The 20,229-nt window shown below is 61.0% G+C and carries 23 protein-coding genes and 3 tRNA genes; 9 read left to right on the top strand and 17 right to left on the bottom strand.

What is annotated here, in order from left to right; all coding sequences use genetic code 11:
- The first annotated feature begins 54 nt into the window (after positions 1–54).
- From miaB to lnt, 5 genes are all read left to right on the top strand, one after another.
- On the top strand, positions 55–1,482 hold the full coding sequence (miaB, locus tag C7440_RS03960; RefSeq protein WP_116517547.1) for a tRNA (N6-isopentenyl adenosine(37)-C2)-methylthiotransferase MiaB: 1,428 nt from the start codon (positions 55–57) through the stop codon (positions 1,480–1,482).
- Positions 1,479–2,492 (top strand): PhoH family protein, encoded by a 1,014-nt coding sequence (locus C7440_RS03955; protein ID WP_116517546.1) that lies wholly within the window; start codon positions 1,479–1,481, stop codon positions 2,490–2,492. The genes miaB and C7440_RS03955 overlap by 4 nt, the downstream gene beginning before the upstream one ends.
- Positions 2,482–2,946 (top strand): rRNA maturation RNase YbeY, encoded by a 465-nt coding sequence (gene ybeY, locus C7440_RS03950; protein ID WP_116517545.1) that lies wholly within the window; start codon positions 2,482–2,484, stop codon positions 2,944–2,946. The genes C7440_RS03955 and ybeY overlap by 11 nt, the downstream gene beginning before the upstream one ends.
- A 151-nt stretch (positions 2,947–3,097) precedes the next feature.
- Positions 3,098–3,982, top strand: coding sequence for an HlyC/CorC family transporter (locus tag C7440_RS03945; protein WP_017524360.1), 885 nt, complete (start codon positions 3,098–3,100; stop codon positions 3,980–3,982).
- Entirely contained in the window at positions 3,979–5,610 is a 1,632-nt protein-coding gene (gene lnt, locus C7440_RS03940) for an apolipoprotein N-acyltransferase (RefSeq protein ID WP_017524359.1), read from the top strand. Before C7440_RS03945 ends, lnt begins: the two co-directional genes overlap by 4 nt.
- A 47-nt stretch (positions 5,611–5,657) precedes the next feature.
- On the opposite strand, the gene C7440_RS03935 is transcribed toward lnt, so the two are convergent.
- Both C7440_RS03935 and C7440_RS03930 read right to left on the bottom strand, forming a co-directional pair.
- Positions 5,658–7,364 (bottom strand): putative bifunctional diguanylate cyclase/phosphodiesterase, encoded by a 1,707-nt coding sequence (locus C7440_RS03935; protein WP_116517544.1) that lies wholly within the window; start codon positions 7,362–7,364, stop codon positions 5,658–5,660.
- On the bottom strand, positions 7,364–7,675 hold the full coding sequence (locus C7440_RS03930) for a PAS domain S-box protein (protein ID WP_165832439.1): 312 nt from the start codon (positions 7,673–7,675) through the stop codon (positions 7,364–7,366). Before C7440_RS03930 ends, C7440_RS03935 begins: the two co-directional genes overlap by 1 nt.
- Before the next feature lie 438 nt (positions 7,676–8,113).
- On the opposite strand from C7440_RS03930, the gene C7440_RS03925 reads away from it, so the two are divergent.
- The 3 genes from C7440_RS03925 to C7440_RS03915 all read left to right on the top strand — a co-directional run bounded on the left by C7440_RS03925 (position 8,114) and on the right by C7440_RS03915 (position 8,507).
- Positions 8,114–8,189, top strand: a tRNA-Ala gene (locus C7440_RS03925).
- Between the two features lie 136 nt (positions 8,190–8,325).
- Positions 8,326–8,401: transfer RNA gene (locus C7440_RS03920), tRNA-Glu, on the top strand.
- Positions 8,402–8,430: 29 nt separating this feature from the next.
- Positions 8,431–8,507, top strand: a tRNA-Asp gene (locus C7440_RS03915).
- Positions 8,508–8,806: 299 nt separating this feature from the next.
- Here C7440_RS03915 and C7440_RS03910 read toward each other — a convergent pair.
- From C7440_RS03910 to C7440_RS03850, 13 genes are all read right to left on the bottom strand, one after another.
- Positions 8,807–9,859 carry a phage portal protein gene (locus C7440_RS03910; RefSeq protein WP_116517542.1) on the bottom strand — a complete coding sequence of 351 codons (1,053 nt, stop codon included), beginning with the start codon at positions 9,857–9,859 and terminating at the stop codon, positions 8,807–8,809.
- Positions 9,856–10,383, bottom strand: a complete 528-nt coding sequence (locus C7440_RS03905) for a hypothetical protein (protein ID WP_116517541.1) — start codon at positions 10,381–10,383, stop codon at positions 9,856–9,858. The genes C7440_RS03910 and C7440_RS03905 overlap by 4 nt, the downstream gene beginning before the upstream one ends.
- Entirely contained in the window at positions 10,380–10,745 is a 366-nt protein-coding gene (locus tag C7440_RS03900; protein ID WP_133244254.1) for a hypothetical protein, read from the bottom strand. Before C7440_RS03900 ends, C7440_RS03905 begins: the two co-directional genes overlap by 4 nt.
- An 8-nt stretch (positions 10,746–10,753) precedes the next feature.
- Entirely contained in the window at positions 10,754–11,353 is a 600-nt protein-coding gene (locus C7440_RS03895; RefSeq protein WP_116517539.1) for an HK97 family phage prohead protease, read from the bottom strand.
- A 1-nt stretch (position 11,354) separates the two neighbouring features.
- On the bottom strand, positions 11,355–12,614 hold the full coding sequence (locus C7440_RS03890; protein ID WP_116517538.1) for a phage major capsid family protein: 1,260 nt from the start codon (positions 12,612–12,614) through the stop codon (positions 11,355–11,357).
- Between the two features lie 59 nt (positions 12,615–12,673).
- The gene (locus C7440_RS03885) at positions 12,674–12,973 is read right to left on the bottom strand and encodes an HNH endonuclease (RefSeq protein ID WP_116517537.1); all 300 of its coding nucleotides are present in this window, start codon (positions 12,971–12,973) and stop codon (positions 12,674–12,676) included.
- Complete coding sequence (locus C7440_RS03880; RefSeq protein ID WP_116517536.1) at positions 12,964–14,466, bottom strand: terminase large subunit domain-containing protein; 1,503 nt, start codon at positions 14,464–14,466, stop codon at positions 12,964–12,966. The genes C7440_RS03885 and C7440_RS03880 overlap by 10 nt, the downstream gene beginning before the upstream one ends.
- Before the next feature lie 404 nt (positions 14,467–14,870).
- Positions 14,871–15,320, bottom strand: coding sequence for a hypothetical protein (locus tag C7440_RS03875; protein WP_116517535.1), 450 nt, complete (start codon positions 15,318–15,320; stop codon positions 14,871–14,873).
- A complete protein-coding gene (locus C7440_RS03870; RefSeq protein ID WP_116517534.1) occupies positions 15,320–15,544 on the bottom strand; it encodes a helix-turn-helix domain-containing protein in 225 nt (74 codons plus the stop codon). Before C7440_RS03870 ends, C7440_RS03875 begins: the two co-directional genes overlap by 1 nt.
- A complete protein-coding gene (locus C7440_RS03865) occupies positions 15,541–15,768 on the bottom strand; it encodes a hypothetical protein (RefSeq protein ID WP_133244253.1) in 228 nt (75 codons plus the stop codon). The genes C7440_RS03870 and C7440_RS03865 overlap by 4 nt, the downstream gene beginning before the upstream one ends.
- Positions 15,765–16,094, bottom strand: coding sequence for a hypothetical protein (locus C7440_RS03860; protein ID WP_118984224.1), 330 nt, complete (start codon positions 16,092–16,094; stop codon positions 15,765–15,767). The genes C7440_RS03865 and C7440_RS03860 overlap by 4 nt, the downstream gene beginning before the upstream one ends.
- Positions 16,087–16,293, bottom strand: coding sequence for a hypothetical protein (locus C7440_RS03855; protein ID WP_116517531.1), 207 nt, complete (start codon positions 16,291–16,293; stop codon positions 16,087–16,089). Before C7440_RS03855 ends, C7440_RS03860 begins: the two co-directional genes overlap by 8 nt.
- Positions 16,294–16,379: 86 nt before the next feature.
- Positions 16,380–16,640 (bottom strand): helix-turn-helix transcriptional regulator, encoded by a 261-nt coding sequence (locus C7440_RS03850; RefSeq protein ID WP_165832438.1) that lies wholly within the window; start codon positions 16,638–16,640, stop codon positions 16,380–16,382.
- Positions 16,641–16,761: 121 nt separating this feature from the next.
- Between C7440_RS03850 and C7440_RS03845 the strand changes: the two genes are divergently transcribed.
- The gene (locus C7440_RS03845) at positions 16,762–17,346 is read left to right on the top strand and encodes a hypothetical protein (protein WP_133244252.1); all 585 of its coding nucleotides are present in this window, start codon (positions 16,762–16,764) and stop codon (positions 17,344–17,346) included.
- On the opposite strand, the gene C7440_RS03840 is transcribed toward C7440_RS03845, so the two are convergent.
- On the bottom strand, positions 17,330–18,808 hold the full coding sequence (locus C7440_RS03840; protein WP_207775375.1) for a tyrosine-type recombinase/integrase: 1,479 nt from the start codon (positions 18,806–18,808) through the stop codon (positions 17,330–17,332). The two genes, C7440_RS03845 and C7440_RS03840, sit on opposite strands and share 17 nt — an antisense overlap.
- Positions 18,809–19,047: 239 nt before the next feature.
- A complete protein-coding gene (locus C7440_RS03835; protein ID WP_116517528.1) occupies positions 19,048–20,187 on the bottom strand; it encodes an alpha-hydroxy-acid oxidizing protein in 1,140 nt (379 codons plus the stop codon).
- Positions 20,188–20,229 lie beyond the last annotated feature (42 nt).

Raw genomic sequence — 20,229 nt, 5'->3', positions numbered from 1 at the left:
ACAATGCTTGGTTTCATTTGCCCCCGGGATCGACACCCGTCACGGCCACCCATCATGCAAGAAACCACCATCAAGCGCGCCTCCGGCGCGCCCGCCGACACTAACGTCCGGCATACTGCGCCCGCATCCGGTTCGCCGCGCAAGCTCTTCATCAAGACCTTCGGCTGCCAGATGAATGAGTACGACTCCGACAAAATGGTCGACGTACTGCGCAACGACCAGGGCCTGGAACTTACCCAGAACCCCGACGAAGCCGACGTCATCCTCTTCAATACGTGCTCGGTGCGCGAAAAAGCGCAAGAAAAAGTCTTTTCCGACCTGGGCCGGGTGCAGCATCTCAAGCAGACCAATCCCAACCTGATCATCGGCGTGGGGGGCTGCGTGGCCAGCCAGGAAGGCGAGGCCATCGTCCGGCGCGCGCCCTACGTCGACGTGGTCTTCGGGCCGCAGACGCTGCATCGCCTGCCCGCGCTCATTTCGCAACGCAAGCAGTCGGGGCGGTCGCAGGTGGACATCAGCTTTCCCGAGATCGAAAAGTTCGACGCCCTGCCGCCGGCCAGCATCAACGGCCCCAGCGCCTTCGTTTCCATCATGGAAGGCTGCAGCAAATATTGCAGCTTCTGTGTCGTGCCCTACACCCGCGGCGAAGAAGTTTCGCGTCCCTTCGACGACGTGCTGGTCGAGGTGGCCGACCTGGCCGACCAGGGCATCAAGGAAATCACCCTGCTGGGCCAGAACGTAAACGCCTATCGCGGTCCCATGGGCGACAGCGCCGAGATCGCCGACTTCGCCATGCTGCTCGAATACATCCACGAAATCCCCGGCATCGAGCGCATCCGCTACACCACCTCGCACCCCAAGGAAATGACGACCCGCCTCATCGAGGCCCACGGCGCACTGCCCAAGCTGGTTCCCTTCCTGCACCTGCCTGTGCAGGCCGGCAGCGACCGCGTGCTGGCGGCCATGAAACGCGGCTATACCTCGCTGGAGTTCAAGTCCATCGTGCGCCGCCTGCGCGCCGCACGGCCGGGCATGACCCTCTCTTCCGACTTCATCGTCGGCTTCCCCGGCGAAACCGACGACGACTTCGAAAAAACGCTCAACCTCATCCGGCATGTGGGCTTCGACCAGTCCTTCTCCTTCATCTATTCGCGCCGCCCGGGCACGCCCGCGGCCGACCTCGACGACAACACCAGCAAAGAGCAGAAGCTTGCCCGGCTGCACCGGCTGCAGGCGCTGGTCAACGAACACGCGGCCGCCATCAGCCAGGCCATGGTGGGCGGCGTCGAACGCGTGCTGGCCGAAAAGCCCTCCAAGCGCGACCCGAACGAACTCATGGGCCGCACTGAAAACAACCGCATCGTCAACTTCGCCGCGCCGGCCAGCCTGATCGGGCAAATGGTGCAGGTGCGCATCACGTCCACCAACACCAATACGCTCAAGGGCGAACTCGTTTCCGCCGAGGCGGGCCAGGGCCTATGAGCAACGCCGCCCGCCACAAGCCCGTCGCCGTCGTCCTCGAGGGCGACAACACCCATCTGGCCAACCTGTGCGGCCCGCTCGATGAAAACCTGCGGCAGATCGCCGACGGATGGAACGTCAAGCTGAACCGGCGAGGCAACCGCGTAACCATCGAAGGCGACCAGGCGCGCGCAGCGGCCGACGCCCTGCGCCTGTTCCACCGCCGCTCGGTGCACAAGCCGCTGTCCATCGACGACATCCAGCTGGGCATGGTCGAATTGGGCGCGGGCCGCAGCCGCGACAAAGACGAGCCCGCCGACGAGCCGGCCCTGCCCGAACTGCCGCCCGTGGACGACCACAGCACCGACATCTCGCTGCGCACGCGGCGCAGCGACCTGCGCCCCCGCACGCCGCGCCAGCGCGACTACCTCAACAACATCCTCAAGCACGACATCACCTTCGGCGTGGGGCCGGCCGGCACCGGCAAGACATGGCTGGCCGTGGCCTGCGCCATCGACGCGCTAGAGCGCGAGTCGGTGCAGCGCCTGGTGCTCACCCGCCCCGCCGTCGAGGCGGGCGAACGCCTGGGCTTCCTGCCCGGCGACCTGGCGCAGAAGGTCGACCCTTACCTGCGGCCCTTGTACGATGCCCTGTACGACCTCATGGGCTTCGAGCGCGTGCAGCGCCTCTTCGAGAAACAGACCATCGAGATCGCGCCCCTGGCCTATATGCGCGGCCGCACCCTCAACCACGCTTTCGTCATTCTCGACGAGGCGCAGAACACGACGCCCGAGCAGATGAAGATGTTCCTGACCCGCATCGGCTTCGGCAGCAAGGCGGTGGTCAATGGCGACCCGTCGCAGGTCGACCTGCCGCGCGGCCAGCCCAGCGGCCTGACCCATGCGCTCGAGGTGCTCGATTCGGTACAGGGCATCGCCACCACGCGTTTCACAAGCCGCGACGTGGTGCGCCACCCGCTGGTGGCGCGCATCGTCGACGCCTACGACAAGGCGGGCAACGGTGGAGCTTGAGCTTTCCTTGGCGGTGCAGTATGCCGAGCCCGCGCCGCAGCTGCCGCGTTGGCGCCTGCGCCGCTGGGTGCGGCGCAGCCTGGACGTGGCCGGCGGCACGCTTCCCGGCCTTCGGGCAGCCGCCCTCACGCTGCGCCTGGTCGGGCAGGAAGAAGGGCGCGAGCTGAACCTGCAGTACCGCGAGCGCGACTATGCCACCAATGTACTCACTTTCGAATACGGCATGGACCCTGAGGGCACGGTGGCGGGCGACATCGTTCTTTGCCTGCCTGTGCTCGAGCGCGAGGCCCGGGAGCAAGGCAAGACGCTGCTGAATCACGCCGCCCACCTGACCGTGCATGGCGTCCTGCACGCCCTGGGCCACGACCACCTGGACGCCGCCGAGGCGCGCGAGATGGAGGCCCTGGAAACACGCATCCTGGAAACCCTGGGCATTGCCGATCCCTACGCCTGATTCCCGCCCAGCGAGCCTCCGCGCGCTCGCGCCGCCGGGACTTTTCTTCGCCTGGCGCCCTGCTTGCAAGCGCGCCGCCGCACATGCGCAACAGCCGAAAAGTTTTGCAATTTCGGTTATGCTAAATGCTTCATAACCAGTCCTGTGGACAATGTCAGAATCCCACCCCGACCCCGAACCCCGATCTAGCAAGGCGTCCTCGAAATCCCTGCTCGCCAGAATCGTTTCCATCATTCGGCCCGAACCCGAAGACGAGGAAGACATCAAGGCGGTACTCGAGGCCGCACACGACAGGCAGGTGCTCGACGCCGATGCCTTCACCATGATCTCGGGCGCGCTCAATGTCGCCAACCAAACCGCCGCCGACATCATGGTGCCCCGCTCCAAGATCGACATGCTCGACATTTCCAAGCCTCTGTCCGAGCTTCTGCCCGAAATCATCGAAACAGGCCATTCCCGTTTTCCGGTCTATGAAGACGACCGCGACAACATCGTCGGCATCCTGCTGGCCAAAGACCTGCTTCTTACCATCACCAAGCCCTCTATCGACCTTCGCCCCCTGGTGCGGCCGGCGGTGTTCATTCCCGAAACCAAGCGCCTGAACGTGCTGCTGCACGATTTCCGCAGCAGCCGCAACCACCTGGCCGTCGTCATCAACGAACACGGCGGCACGGCGGGCCTGGTCACCATGGAAGACGTGCTCGAGCAGATCGTCGGCGACATCGAAGACGAATACGACGAGGACGCCGAAAAAACCATCTTCCAGACCGGCAGCAACAGCTGGCGGGCCATGGGCGCCACCGAAATCGAAATCTTCAATCGTGCCTTCAACACCAATGTGCCCGACGACGACTACGATACCCTGGGCGGCTGGTTCACCGCCGAGCTCGGGCGCATTCCCAAGCGCGGCGACACGCTTGATTTCGAAGGCCTCAACATGACGGTCGTGGGCGCCGACAACAAGCGGGTGCTCTGGCTGCACATCCAGCACGACGCGCAAAGCCCGCTGGCCCTGTCCGAAGCGGCCGAGCCTTGAAGCCGGCACTGCGGCAATGGCGCTATGGCGCCAGCCTGCTCCTGCTGGGCGCCGCCCATGCCCAGGCTTTCGCACCCGACCCGCTGCCGGCGGTATTGCTGCCCTATATCCAGCTGGTCTGCCTGGCCTTCCTGGCCCGGTCGGTCTGGCGGGCGCCCAATGCCCGCAGCTCGGCTGCGGCAGGCTTCCTGTTCGGCCTGGGCAGCTTCGCCGTCGGCCTGTACTGGATCTTCATCAGCCTGCACCGCTACGGCGGCATGGCGGTGCCCCTCGCCTCGGCCGCGGTGCTGCTGCTGGCCGCCGGCGAAGCCCTGTTCTACGGCGCAGCGGCTGCATCGGCCAAGTGGCTGGCTTCCCGCGGCCTCAGGGCCGATGACGGCTATGCCCGCCATTTCCTGGCGATCGCAGCCTGGGCGTCGTGCTGGACCCTGGCCGAATGGCTCAGGGGCACTCTTTTTACCGGGTTTCCCTGGCTGGCCATCGGCTATGCGCACGTCGAAGGCCCCCTTGCAGGCTGGGCTCCGCTTATCGGCATGTACGGCGTCACCTGGCTGGCCGCCTTCATCTGCGGCGCGGTGGGCCTGCTGATCCATCTTCAACGCTCCGGCCGCGAAGCGCCGGCAGCCGCCACCGTGGCCGGCGCCATCGTCCTTGCCCTGGCCGGCTGGGCACTGTCGGGCCTTTCCTGGGGCCATCCCGAAGGCAAGCCGGTCCTGATGCGGCTGGCGCAGGGCAATGTCCCGCAGTCCGAGAAATTCGACCCCGCCCTGATGCAGCGCGGCATCCAGACCTATATGGAGCTTGCCTCGCTGCCCCCCCGGCAGCCCGGGGCCGATCCCGCGGTCATCGTGCTGCCCGAAACCATCATGCCCCTGTTCCAGGACAATTACTCGCCTGAACTGTGGGACCAGTGGCGACAGATTGCGCAGCAGCGCAACGCCGCCATCATCATGGGGGCGCCCCTGCACTCGCGCGGCCCCGAAGGCCAGCGCTACACCAACAGCGCCATCGCTTTCGACGGCTCCACTCCCGTGGAACAGCTCGCCTCGGCGTCGATGGCGATGCGCTACGACAAGCACCACCTGGTTCCCTTCGGAGAATTCGTGCCTCCGGGTTTTCGCTGGTTCGTCGACGCCATGCACATTCCACTGGGCGACTTCGACCGGGGCGCTATCCGCCAGCAGCACTTTCATCTGGCGGACCAGCGCTTTGCCCCCAACATCTGCTACGAAGACGTGTTCGGCGAAGAAATCATCCGAGGCGTCCGGCCCAGCGCACAACACGGCGCCGGCGCCACCATACTCGTCAACATGAGCAATCTGGGCTGGTTCGGCGACTCGTGGGCATTGCGCCAGCACCTGCAGATTTCACGCATGCGCGCCCTGGAAACGGCCCGGCCCATGGTGCGCGCCACCAATACCGGCATGACGGCCGCCATCGACCCCAACGGCCACGTGCGCGCGGTGCTGGACGCCCATGTAAAAGGCGTGCTCGACGTCGAGGTACAAGGCATGGGCGGCCTTACCCCCTATGCCAGGGCCGGCAACTGGCCGATATTGGGATTGAGCCTGCTGCTGGCGGCGGCCGCCCTGCCGCGCCGCCGGGCAGGCGCCGCGCTTGCCGGCTAGCCCTTCGCTGCAGGGCGGGCCGCGCCTGGAATGCATTGCGCGGCGATCTAGTCGTGAAACGTGTGGTCGATCAAGGACTCGAAAGCCTGCGCATTGACGGGCGCCGAGTACAGAAAACCCTGGGCAAAGTCGCAACCCGCCTCGACCAGGGCCTTGCGCTGCCCCGGCGTGGTCACGCCCTCGGCGATCACCGCCAGGCCCAGCTTGCGCGCCATGACGATAATGGCCTCGCACAGGCTGCGGTCTTGCGGGCTGCGCTCGATATTGCGCACGAAGGACATATCGATTTTCAGATAGCCGATGTGATAAACAAGCAGATAGGGCAGCGATGAATAGCCCGTGCCGAAGTCATCGAGCGCAATCTTCATGCCGGCGTCGCTGAACGCCAGCAGCTTGTGGCCGATGTCGGGGCTGATGTCCATGAGCAGCCTTTCTGTGATCTCGACCACCATGGCATTGCTGGGCACGCCAAAACGGTGCAGGCTGGCCAGCAGGTCGGCCACATGCAGCTTGCGGCTGGCGAACTGAGCCGGCGACATGTTGACTGTCATTTGAAACTGCGGCTGCCTCTGACGCCATTGCGCCAATTGGCGGGCAGCCTCATGGAAGACCCAGTTGCCGATTTCGACGATAAGACCGGTCTCCTCGGCCTCGTGCATGAAATGCATGGGGCTGAGCAGGCCGTTGCGCGGATGCTGCCAGCGCAGCAACGCCTCGGCCTGGACGCAGCGCCCGCTGCGCAGATCGACAATGGGCTGGTAATACAGAATGAGCTGGCCCGCATCCAGCGCCCCCGAAAGATCACGCGCCAGCTGGCGGCGCAGGCCGACGTCGCGGCGCATGCCCGGCGCATATACGCTGTAGCAATTGCGCCCCAGGTCCTTGGCCGCGTACATGGCCAGGTCGGCATTGTGGATGAGCTCATCGACGCTGTCGCCGTCGCGTGGATACGATGCAGCGCCGATGCTGACCGATATGAGACCGCGGTCTTCGCCCAGCATATAAGGCTCGGCCACCGCACGCACGATTTTCTCGCAGAGGGAACGGATCTCGTCTTCGTCGCGGATGCCGTCGGCGACGATGCAGAATTCGTCCCCGCCCAAGCGGGCGACCAGGTCGGAACGGCGCACGCAGCCCAGCAGGCGCGAGGCCACCTGACGCAGCATGTCGTCGCCCTTGGCGTGGCCCAGCGAGTCGTTGATCTCTTTGAACAGATCGAGGTCGAGATACAGCAGGACGAAGGTCGAGCCCGTGTGCCGGGCGTACAGCATCTTGGCCTCCAGGCCCTGTTGCAGCATCAGCCTGTTGGGCAAGCCCGTAAGATAGTCGTAATGCGCCTGGTACCAGATGCGCTCATCGCGGCGCTTTTTCTCGGTGACGTCCGAAAAAAGCCCCACCCGGCAGCGCACGCTGCCGTCGTCGTTATATGAAGTGCTGACCGACAGCCGCTCTGCGTATTCTTCGCCATTCTTGCGGCGGTTCCAGATCTCTCCCTCCCAGCATCCCGTACGGCGAATGGCCTTCCACATTGCCTTATAAAAGGCCGTGTCATGGCGGCCCGAGCTCAGCATGCTGATGCGCCGTCCCACCACTTCGTCGAGGCTGTAGCCGGTAATGTCCGTGAACGCGGGATTGACGGTGACCACGATGCCGTTGGCATCCGTCACCACCATGGCCTCGCTGCTGTGCTGGTACACCAGCGACGTGAGCTGCGCCATGGCCTCTTCCTGCTTGCGCCGGGTAACGTCAAGCATCACCCCGCAATCAATTGCTTTCCGTCGGACTCGATGCGCGAGCCAAGGATCTCGACATCGATGAGCGAGCCGTCTTGGCAGCGTGCCTTGCGCTCGTAGCGGATGTCTTGTTCCCGCACGAGCGCCTGGCGCAGCTTGACCGCGACCCGCTGGCGTTCGTCGTGCGGCACGACGTCGAAAAGTGAAAGCCCCAACAACTGGTCGCGCTGATAGCCCAGCATGCGGGCCAGGCAGTTATTGACATAAATGAAACGATCGTCTTGCACCAGATACATGCCCACGGCGGCTTGCTCGGCCAGACTTTCGTACATGGCCGGCGTCCAGGCGGAAATGCGATCAAGGTGCGGGAGCTTATCTCGATGACGCTGCCACTCTTCAACCATAGGCCGTCCATCCAAAGTAGGGACTGCTGCTGTGAAGCCGCCCTGCTGCATGGCGGCTGCCGATCGAGTGCGGCCCCGAAGATCTGGCCTGAGAGATCGGCTCAACTTTCTATTATACTCGCCTGGAAAACATATGTTACAAAAACATGAGAGAGCCGGCTGGGTATTATCATTTAAGTGGGCCGAAGGTTTCCAAACGGTCGCGCCGCCCGAAAGCCCGCCTTCAAGATGTTATCTGCATCATTGAACCCGACCTCAGCATAGACCGGGCATTCTCACGTTGCACCAACACACTTTTTTGCTTTCGACTTGCACAAAAAAAAATTTTGGTGCATAATTTCGCTTCTTTGCTAGGCACCGCAACACGGGGGTATAGCTCAGCTGGGAGAGCGCTTGCATGGCATGCAAGAGGTCAGCGGTTCGATCCCGCTTACCTCCACCAGTTCCTACAAAGAAGGCAGTAAACATCAAGCAGTAGTTTGGGCCAAAACGCCCGGCGCTTTAGCCAAAAGCAACAGCAGTAGCCGCCAAAAGCAGCATACGCTTCGTGCTAAAATTTGCAGCTTGTTTGTCCTTGTGTCCCCTTCGTCTAGAGGCCTAGGACACCACCCTTTCACGGTGGGTACAGGGGTTCGAATCCCCTAGGGGACGCCAGTACTTTCTGGCAAGCAGTACACCGCTGCGGAGCGGTAGTTCAGTTGGTTAGAATACCGGCCTGTCACGCCGGGGGTCGCGGGTTCGAGTCCCGTCCGCTCCGCCAAAGAATTCAAAGGGTTAGCGCAGAAATGCTCTAGCCCTTTTTCACGTCTGTACCCTTCAGGGGTAAACAGAGGGGTAAACGGGAATACGCTCACTTTTGAGCCTATCTGGAAAGACTTCCAGATGCACCTCGATACTACGAAAGTTTCGCAGTAAAGAAGATGGCCGGGCATCCCAAAGGAGGTAGGGACCCCGGCCGTGGCCGATTGTTTTTACCGCAACATCAGGCAAGTCGCGTCTGCTCCTTGTGCTTGTCTGGACACCCGAACAGACCAGCACACCCTAGCAGCCGGGGTGAAACTATTCGTGTGGCACGCCCGCGAAATTCATCGCCGCCGCCACCTGTTCATCAGTAAGCCCTGATTCCTTGGCCATGCCCAGCGCGGCAATAACGCCGGTCATTGCCCTGGCCCGCCCGCCTGCATCAAAGGCATGAAGCGGTGCCGACACATCAATGGCCGTGTCTTGTAGCTTGGCCGTACACTCGGCAGCCATGGCCACCGCAATCGGCGTGAGCGTCCACTGTGCCAGATGGCGCTGTGCCTCACGCACCAGCGGCCCGGTAGCCTGGCTGTTTACCAGGGCAGGCAGTACACCGAATGCATTTAGGATCGCGCTCCTGGCCTCTTTGAGCGTGTCGATCAGCATGGAGTCGCGCAGGTTCGGGGTTAGGTCAGACGGCTTCCAATCAGTTGCCGGAGCCGGACCACCAGCCGCCTGTACGTTTGTCGACTCACGCAGCAGCACCCGGCCGCGCTTGCCCCGGAAACTTGCCGCCAGCTTGTCGTTATCGCCTGGCGAAGTCTCAGGCATGGAGACAATCTGAGAGCCGATAGGCGCATTGGCGAAAACCTCAGATAGCGTGTCCTCGATCGCATGGAGAATGCCAGCGGTCACAGCAGCCCGTCGCAATGGCGGCGTGCCACGCCATGGGCTTGACGGGTTGCAGCCGATACGAAAGTGCAGGACCTCATCAGCCAGTACCGTCGTGCTGGTACCGCCGCCCACATCGGGAATTGTCACCCGGTAGGCTCGGGGCACAGACCCGCGTGTCGTGATATCAAATAGATCGACGGGGACCAGGCGGTCATCGTCAATCACCCAGACCGACTCACCGCGAAGCCCCAGAGACCGGGCCGTCAGTGCCAGCATGGACGGGGTTAAGAGCGGGTTATTGGACTGAGCAATCGACAGCCCTTGCTCCCATAGTGACAGGCAGCCTTGCACCGTTGCCGACAGCTCGGACACGTCGCCCCTGGCCAGCATATCGGCTCGCGCATCCATCAGCATCGTGGTATAGGACTGTGAGCGCTTTTCCTCGCGGTCGCGCCGGAACCAGTCAAATAGTTTCATGGTGCCGTCCTCCAGGGTCGCAGCAGATCAGCCGCGCCCGACATTTGCAGGGCTTGCGCCTTGGACGTGGCCGCCCTGCTCATTGAGCTACTGAGCTGCCCCACGGTTTCAGTAACCCGCGTGACACCGGCTGGCATACAATCCACCTCGGCCATGTACTCAGCCAGACGGCGGTATGCCTCAGCCACAGCGGCAGGTAAATCATCATCAGAACCAACTTGCGCCCTCACCCGGTACGTTGCGCCTTCCAGCCAGATACCTGTCACGCTGTAGCCCAGATCGGCCTCTTCCCATGTCTTACCCGCTTTCTCGATGGTGTCGATACTCCAGTCGGCCAGCGGGGGAACGAATAGGCCGCTACCCTCGACCATCCAGACCACAGTACGCATCGGCCAGCGGTAGGCTATCCAATTTTCAATGCGCTGCCAGACCACACCAGCATCGAGCGCAGCCGCCGCCGTAGACAGCCCTGTGACAGCCTTGTAAGCCGCTGGCGGGGTTTCTATTTGCTTGAGTAGGATCATTCGACAGGCCTCCCCTTATCCAACACCAGCTGAGTCCATTTGTTCAATGCGCCCAGGTTCAGCACGCCCACGATGAGATAGCGCAGATCGCCATGCCGCAGCATGTGAGTGCGGTTTGGGTAATCTTGCGGAATATCGGAGTACGGAATATAGGCAACATGCAAATGGTCCGTGTACTCCAGCCCATTCTCACCAAGCAGCCCAGGAATCCGCTCAACCTTTTCCATCGTGCTGTCTTTCGCAAATGCCGCCTTGGTCGTCAGCAGGGGAACGTAGGTAATGATTTCCGTACCGCCCCACTCATCGACCTCCATGTCCCTTCGCTCGATGACCACCTCAAGCTTCATCAGGCGTTCAATCATGCGGGCCATCAATACAACAGCCTCCGGGGCAGCATCACCCCCATTGGAATCCGATTCCAGGACCGGGCCTCGACCTCACTGTCCTGATAGGCTGGACGGGTCACAATGGACAGCTCATAAAGCAAGGCGGCATTGATCGTGCGAATAATCGCATCGCCCAAGCTCGGGTCTTCATCCTCGACCGTTTCCGCATCCGGCACGGTACGCTGAGGCGGTATCCGAAAGCCTGGCGACAGGCCCACAGCCAGACCGGCCGCAATGAGCGCCAGCGCGTCCCGGACATAGCTCGTTTCCGCTACCTCGGGGGTTATCCGCGCCTCAAAGCTCAGTGCCGCCGCCGAATCGGTCAGGCTCAGTGTCTTGGAAAGCTTGGAGGCCATCGGCTTGTCGAAGTCGTGGCCAAACAGCAAATGGATTTCCTCGTCGGGCTTGTCGACCCGGTAGGCGAATGCGCGGGACTTGAATCGTTCCTTGCGCGGTCGCCCACCGTTTCGCCCGCCATCCGAAAGTGTGGCCAGCGAGTTGTACGGGAATGATCCCGATATCACCCGCGAACCATCACCCTCGGCCCGAAGCGTCAGCGCAGCAGGGATAGGCGCGAACAGCATCTTATTCGCCGTCCGCGCTGCCTACCGCCGTGAGCACTCGCAATTGCGTAGAGCGCCCCGCCGTCACATCCATGGTCACCAGGCCGGTCAAGCGCAAGCCACCGGACTGAGCATCGGAGTACGGATCGCGGATCAGATCCACGCCACCCCAGATCCCGATAAAGAACGGATCACCGCCGACCGTGGTAGTCAGCAGCGCTTTAGATACATCAGTCGCCGGGGCTGCCAGCGCATTGCTGGTCATGATGGCCGATTGCACGCGGGCTGCGAAGCGGTCCCATTCCGTGATACCGGACCCTGCATCGAAGATCGCGCCGTCCATGTAATCCCACACTTCGGGCCGGATCATCACCCGCACATCGCCGGGGCCGTTGGCAGTATTGTTTTTCAGGAACTCGACAATCTCGGCCCGGAACTTCGCCCAGGTCGCCACCCCAGCAGTGGAGTTTTCGACAATGCCGTAACCCGAAGCGCCGGTAATGATGCCGCTGGGTTGACCCGTTGCACCTGTACCCAGGAATACAGCACGATCCATCTCAGTTTGAATGGCCGCTTGCATGTCGCGCCTGATGGCTGCCTCGATACCCCCAGCCTGTTTCATGGACTTGCGCGTGATCTTCATTTGCACGCCCAGGGTTTGCTCAGGGGAAAGCGTGCGCTGTGCGGTTGCGTAGGCGCTCGTATCACCGACATTGCCGGTCTCGCTTGCAGCCCAGGCAGCGGTCGCGCCATCGGTCGTAATCGGATACTCGACAGACCCGGCCGGGATATTCACCAGACGCCCGCCCATCGCACCGGCCACGCTGGCAGGAAACAGGCGGTCAATGATGGGCTGGGTACTCACCGGGTCAGGGATACCCGAAGCAATCGTTTCGCCCGCTCGTACCTCCAGAGCCTCAAGAGGGATCGGTACGCCGCGATAGCCGCCGGTCGAGCGCATCTCTTGCACCACCTCAGCCGTGCGCCCGTCCAGCGCTTTGCCTTCGTCCAGATAAAGCGCTACCTGGCGCAGCTCAAAGCCAGACACCAGATCGGACCACTGCTTGTCCTGGCGCGTTTCCAGGTCCTTGCCCGCATCGCGTCGTTCGGTATCCTCGGCCACCAGGGCAGCGCGGTAGCGGGTTTCGTTGGATCGGTACTCGGTAGACAGATCATCCATTTGCCGGATTTCGTCAGCAGACGGATCAGCCTTGCCCGAGAGTGTGGCGATGGACTCGCGTATTTCGGACTGGCGGGATTGAATTTTGGCGGATTGCAACATGTCGGGTTCCTATTGTAGATATCTATGGAAGCTATTCTAACAATAGTTAAAAACTATTACTAGCTCTTTGTCAATAGCGCCAACCATTTGTCGCGTTTTGGGTTCGGTTCGCCCATGCCGACCTCGATACGGGTTTTCTTGCCATGGCAGGGACCGCACAGGGTTTGCAGATTCTCAAGCGTGAAAGCAAGGTCCGGCCGGTCGCGCACTGGCTTGATATGATCGACCTCCAGCCGGTAGCGTGATTCGCATTGAACACACTTCCAGCCGTCGCGCCGCTTGGCCTCCAGGCGCACCACGGCCCACCGTGCATCACGATAGATTGCCGCGCCAGCCCGGTCGTACCGTCTCAGGCCCATTGCGGCACCTTCGACTGAGCAATGGGCCTTGCCTTGCGCCTGGCCCCTTCCGCCACCGCCAAAATGGCAGCCGCCGCCGCATCAATGCGCCCAGCACTTCGAGCCTTGGCCAACTTGGAATTGCCCGACACGTCCTGAATCGTCACGGCATCGGAAAACGCAGAGCGCAGCAGCAGCGACGGCAATGACTGGACCTCACCGTCAAAGATGGATTTACGGAACCGCTCGACATCCTCGGCCCCATCGCGCCAGCCCATCCCCCGCCACACCACCGGCACCCGCACGCTGGCCGCATTCATGGCGTCGATAAATTCCGCCTGGCGGTATCGGTCAGCGGTAAAGCAAGCCGCCGCCGCGCCATCCAGATGAGTCATGATCGCTTGCAGGAACTGCCCGGCCGGAACCACCTTGTCACCCATCGTCAGCAATTCGCCCCGGTCTTGCATTTCGACGTAGCGGTCTCGCACGCCGTCACGCACGCCCCGATCAGCCAGACCCGGATTGCAGGGAAACGCGCCGATAGCTTCCAGCCTGTGCGTATTGGGCCAGTAGAAAACGGCGGCCGACATGGAGGCAGAGCCGCCCAGGTCAATGCCGACAATACAAGCACCCTCACGCGGGGGCAGCTCGGAGACTTCGCAGTCCAGCCATTCATCGACTGACAGCAGCATGTCGCGCCGCTCACCAGAAACCCGCTCATTGCGGTTGTACAGCCGGAATGTAGACAGCGCAGAGCCGCCCCTGGCAATCGAGCGTTGAGCCTGTGCCACCAACCAGGCAATGCTTGACCCAATGCCATGCTTGGCCCCAGGGTTCGCCTCGATGATGGATGCCACATCGTCGGCAGGTATTCCAGGCGCTGGCCTGTGTTCCTGTACGTAGCACCCGGCAGGCGGGTTATCCAGCCACTGAGAAAATGAATGTGAGTCATTCGCGGCCGACGTGGATATCATCAGGCACTTGCCGCCACGCTTACCCAGACCGGACAACAGCGCCGCTTCCAGTGCATCGCCCTTGTCGTCAGGCCAATGGCCGCGCTCATCCATGACGGCCAATGTCGGAGACGTGCCAAGCGCGTTTTTCGGGTCAGCAGAAATACAGCGCAAGATGTGGCCGTCGCCGTACTCGATTTCCAGACGCTGGCCACGCCGGAACGTGAGTTGTTCCTGTTGTTCCTCAGGCAGGCCGGTAGTCAAACCCGCCACGTACTGGAAAACAATCTGTGCCTGATCGCGTGTCCTGGCAGCCACCAGGATTTCACGCCGGGGCTGGTCATCCCAAACACCCAGCAAGGACCCCAGGGCAATGCCAGCGGTCAAAGTTGATTTGCCATTACCCCGGCCAACAGACAAGACGCCCATCAACACCTTTGGAGCCATGGCCCCGCGAATGAACTGCTTTTGAAAAGGAGCCAGCTTCACCTGCTTGCCGGCACGCGGACCCTCGGGGACTTTCAGCGACTCAATGAAGTCGATTACCTGCTTACCACTCATGACTCACCTTGAAAACGAAAATTGCACAGTAACCCCCGCGCTGCTTCCCCTTTGGCCGAATCGGGGGCATTGGGACCATTCCTGAGCGGTCGAGCCAGCATCCGATAACTTTGGTGTGGTCGCCACCCAGGACAGCACCTCATCAGCAGACGAACACGCGCAACACCACGCACCACCATGCCCATACCCTGTATACCCATGCCCCCATACCTGCCTCCAATGTTCAGATGCCGCCGCACCGCTTGCACTGCTTTACTGATGACTGCCTTAACCCCATAGATTCCCTGTATAGATGGCATATCTAGATAGGTGTCCATATTCTGGACAAGGAAAAGGGGTAAAAAGGGTGCAGATAGGTCCAGTTTCTGGACAAGACAGCGTGTTTCCTTGTCCATTTTCTGGACCTATGCGGCTCTTGCTTGTCCAGTTTCTGGACTAAGCGGGTTAATTTTCACTGGCTGCCTATCCCGATACTGTCCACGCGGAAACGACTGTTCCTTGATGTCCATGTCGGGGGTCCAGTCCAGTGCCCACCAAGTCGCCGCACACCATGACGACTTATTGGGCCTGGCGCCCTTGCGTGTCTCGAACAGCAGACCAGAGTCGAGCAATTCGGTTTTGGCTTTGAACAATGTTGTCCTCGATGTCCACCCCCGATCCTCACTCATGATCCGCCAGCCGGTCAGTAGCTTGCCGTTGTTGTCGCCCTTGTATTGCGAGACCACATCAATCAGCAGCACCTTTGCCGACGCTGACAGGCGCAGATAGGCAGCCGAATTAAGCACGGCAAGCGGTAGCTGGATAAAGCTTCCAGCGTCCCGCCTATCGACCTTATATCGACCCCTGCCCGCCATTACGCACGCGCCTCCGGTCCACGCAGCAGCCGATACCGCTTGACCCGCACTGTCCGGCCAAACCGTGTTTCCACGTCCTCCCAGCGGTCGGTAATGACGTAGCCCAGGCCGCGCAGGGTTGCGACAGTCGAATGTAGGCAGGTATCGCCCTCTTGAATCGCCTCGAATGTGTTCAGGCTGCGTTCCCGTAGGATCGACGCGATGACGTCCTGTTTCCTCATCATTGCAAGCCCTCCGGTGCATCGTGCGTAGATAGTGCGCTGCACCGAATCGCCGCCAGCAAAGTATCAGCGCTCACGCCCTGTTCTTGCAGAATCGTTCCCAGCGCCATGAACACGGCCAAAGCGGTTTCAACCGACCCACATTCCACCTTGGCAGAGTGCGCAAAGATGGACGGCAGCACGTCATCAAGAATGAACTTTTCGTGTTTCTCCATTGCATTGCTCATTGCGCCATCCCCTTCTCTTTCATGCGCTGATCGGCCCAGTCGGCAATGTCAGATACTCGGAATGTCATAGTCCTGGATACAGACCGAATCAGTTCCAACAAAGCACCTTTCTGGCGGGCTGATAAGCGCCTATGCTCCTCTTCCTCGTAACCCTCCCGCAATGTGTCTATTTGCAGTAGCTCTACTATCGTTTCGACACCTGAAAAAACCATTGATGCTTGATTGGTAAAGTCTACGAACGGTGCGCCGGAAACACGCCCATCCATGACGGCGCGCTCAATAGGCTTGGCAATGTGCTCCAGGCACTCTTGCAAATGCTTATCCATGACGCACCCCCGCGATAAAGTCAGCCAGCCCGGCAGCAAAGCCATCATCAAACGACTGGCGGGTCTCGGGGGCTGTGTCTTGTGATTGCAGCGCAAATTCAGCGCGGCGCAGATCGCGGAACACGCACAGGCTGTAGCCGTTTTGTGCGAACCAGTCAGCCGCACGTTTGCGGCCGACCTGAAAGGCTGTATCATTCATGGTGTAGTTTCCTTTTGATGGGGACACTGCGATTTCGGCCCCGTGAGTGTTAGCGCACTCGACGGGGCTTTCCTTTTGGGCGCTCATTACGCGGCCTCTTTCTGACGTGCTTTGTCGGCCGCTGTCAGGCGTGTGCCACGCGGCCGGTTTTCGAGCCACTCCTTTACCTCGGAGCGCTTCCAGCGAACGAGGCGTGCCCCAAGTTGATAAGGCTCGGGAAAGCCTAAGTTCTTGATTGCCGCATAGGTTGCCGTGCGGCCCATGTTTGTGTAGCTACTCAGGGTCGGCAGATCGTCATAGATCATGTCGTCCGGGATGGGTTGCTGAGTCGTTTCTTGCTGTGCCATTAAGGCCTCCATACTGGTTATCTATGTTTCGTATGTTTATGAACACTAAACGTACAGATGCAATGCTACACAGAAAAGCATCCGTGTGCAACAATCACGATAAATCTGGAGGAACGCCGCAATGGCCACGAAAAACAAAGGGGGACGCCCACCCCGCGCACCGGGCGAAAAGATGACGCGATTGTCTGTAATGCTGCGCCCGATGTACCGCGAAGCACTGGATTTGCTGGCGCGTGAGCAGCGCACCTCGATCAGTCAGGCGCTTGAAAACGTCCTGGCACAGGCGCTACGCCCAGTCTTGGTTGAAGGGAAGAACGTCCTTCAGCTTGGCGGCATTATGGCTATGTATGACGATGGCACACTAGGAGGAAAAATTTCCCGTCTTGACCACCAGCCATACAAAACGCCCGAAGAACAGCACGCACACGACGCATGGTGGAAATCCAGGCACCTGATAGACCCGGATGAAATGAGGGCGGAGCCAAAGTATCAGCCACGCCTACGTATGCTGTTCGATATGATTGCTGAGACTTACAAGATGGGAAGCTCAGCCGATTTTTGCGCCACAATGTTCGCTGAGGCTATCAGGCAACAAGAGGCAGGCATAGGGTTAGATCACTTATTCCGGTATGAAGACGACGCCGGATTTGAGTATCTTTTCAATCTGTCCGATTATTTCCATCCAGACGCTATACGGCCGGAATAGCCTCATCATGGGAATTTCCCAAGATAGTCTCTAGCTCCGCCCCCAGCCTCCCCCACGCTTCCCGCTTTTCGTCCGCATAGTCATGGTGTAGGTAGTGCCGCCGCACCTTGCTGCCCGCCAATACATGATTCTGGCAGCGGTCGATAATATCCAAACTTACCCCCAGCGCTTGCATCATCGTGGCCCCGGTGCGTCTCAGGTCGTGCGGCGTCCATTCCCCGTTTTCGCCGTTGGCCAACACTAGGCTATTGTCGTGCCGTCGATTCTTGAGCGGCTTGCGTTCCTTGAATTGCATTTGCCGGTCGCCTATCTGCTTTGACGCCGATTTCACGCACACATGGTTGTCAACGTCACGCGCAGGAAAGCACCACGGCTTATCCCCCGTCAGTTCTTGCAGCGCCTCGAACTGGCTCACAGCGAACGGCGATAGGTACACCATCCAATCCGTTTTCGTCTTGGTGTTCGGACCTGGCACGAACCAGCGGCCCGCCGTCAGGTCGACATGCTCCCACCTGGCCATCAGCAGCTCACCGATACGGCAGCAGGTCGACAAGCAAATCCACATAGCAAGCTGGGTTGTTTTCTGTAGTGGCCTGTCAGCCGTGCGACGGTCAGCAGCAGCGTCATAGGCGGCCTGTGTCTGGTTGAATATGTCGCGCAGCTCCCGCAGCTCATCAGGCGACAAGGTACGGTCGCGCACACCAGGCGCATAGTCGGCCGCTACTACCTGCTTGCGCTCGACCAGCTCGGCCGGGTTGCCCTCGATCAGCAGGCCGCGCCACGGCTGGCGCTTGTCAGCCCAGCGGAACATTTGTCGCAGCTCGGATAACATGCGCTCGGCAGTGCGGCCGCGCCCGCGCTCACGGCCCACACGGCGCAAGGCATCCCGCAGGTCGGCATCAGTAATGTTTCTGATCGGAGTTGCCCCCAGGACAGGCAGAATGTCCCGGCCAAAGGTACGCTTCAATTCCGCGTTGCCGTCATCCCTGGCCACACCGTCAGTAATCCAGGCATCGAACAGATCGGCAAATGTCTTGTTCTCCGATTCCTGGCGCTTGGCCTCGGCAATGGTAGCCTCGACAGCGGCCTGTGCCTCGATCCTGGCGGCTTTCTTCTGGTCGTTGGGGTTGATACCCTCGGCCACCAGATCGCGGGCCTTGTCGCGTCTACTGCGAATCTCGGCCATATCAACAGTGGGATACGTTCCACACTGATACCATGACACCTTGCCATCCCAGCGAAAGGCGTACTTGAACCGGATCGTTACCGCGCCGTCAGCAGTCAGCCGGACCTCACCAGACAAGCCGCCGCCATCGCTTAATGTATCGCCCTTCCAAGCAGGCGCGACCGCCGCCAATTCGCGTACAGTCCACTTATGGCCTTTGCCAGCTTTCGGGTATCTCGTCATCGCCACAAATTCCCAAGGGGTAAACACAGGGGTAAACAGAATTGTGGCAATCATAGCATCCGCCAGAATCCTAAAACCTCAAGATTCCGCGCAATAGATTGATTTAAAAGGTTTTTATGGCGTTTTGCTGTTCGCCTAAATTCGCTCTTTAGAGCCTGTCACGCCGGGGGTCGCGGGTTCGAGTCCCGTCCGCTCCGCCAAAGAATTCAGTAAAAAGCGCCTAACTCAAGTTAGGCGCTTTTTTCGTTGGCGTACTCTGAGCGACACTTGGGCGATCAAACGAGGGATGCCGATCACGGACCCTCTGCCGAAGTCGCACGCCGAACATATCCGGCATCCAGCAGCGCGGTGTCGGGGCAGCCCAGCTGTACAAGCGTGTTCCGATATTCTTCCTGCAACAGACTCAAGGCGTGGGATACACCCGCTTCGCCGCCGCAAGCCAAGCCGTATAGCGCGGCGCGGCCCAGCATGACGGCGCGCGCGCCCAGCGCTACGGCCTTGGCGATGTCGCTGCCGCGGCGTATGCCGCCATCGACCAGAATGTCGAAGCCGGGCATGGGCGACAGCTGGGCCAGCACGTCCAGCGGCATGCATGTATCGTCCAATTGCCGGCCGCCATGATTGGACAGCACCACGCCGTCCATGCCCATCTTGCGGCAGCGCTCGATGTCGTCGGGATGCAGAACGCCCTTGACCAGCATTTTCCCGGGCCAGTTCTGGCGAATGGCGTCGAGGGCGGCCCAATCGAAGCTCTCGTCCATGGACCGGCGGAGCAAAGCCGCCCGCGCTTCGGGCGACGGTACCCGGGAGGCATTGAAGTTTCCCAGCACCGGAAGGCCATGGCGCAGATAGCGCCATGACCAGGCGGGATGGCAAAGGCCGTCCCAAAGCGTGCGGAGGCTGTAGCGCACGGGCAGTCCGAATCCGTTGCGCAGGTCGCGCTCGCGCTTGCCGTTGGCCACGACGTCGACGGTGACCACCAGGCATTCGTAACCGGCGGCCTTCGCTCTTTCGACCAGCGACAGGGCCAGCCCCGGCTCGATGACATACAGCTGAAACCAGAGCCGCCCAGAGCTCAGTTCCGCCACCTGCTCCAGCGACATGCTGGAGGCCGTCGACAGGGTGAAGGGAATGCCGCAGCGCTGAGCCGCGCGCGCCAGGGCGAGGTCGGCCCGGGGCCAGAACAGGGAGTTCAGGCCGGTGGGCGCCACGACGGCAGGAAATGCAATATCCTGCCCGAACATCGAGGTTTCCGGCCTGACGGCGCTCAGGTCGATCAAGCGCCGTGGCATGAAGCGCCAATTCTGGTATGACGCCAGGTTGCCCCGCAGAGTTCGCTCATCCAGGGCTCCTCCCTCGAGATAGTCATAGACCATCTTCGGCAAAGTGCGACGCGCCTGCCGGCGCATTTCATATACGCTTACCCACTTCATATATCAACTACCGCCTTCATTTCGCTTCGCACAAAGAGCCCA

It is taken from the genome of Pusillimonas noertemannii (assembly GCF_003096595.1).
GTDB lineage: Bacteria > Pseudomonadota > Gammaproteobacteria > Burkholderiales > Burkholderiaceae_B > Pusillimonas > Pusillimonas noertemannii.
This window is presented reverse-complemented; position numbering and strand designations above follow the sequence as displayed.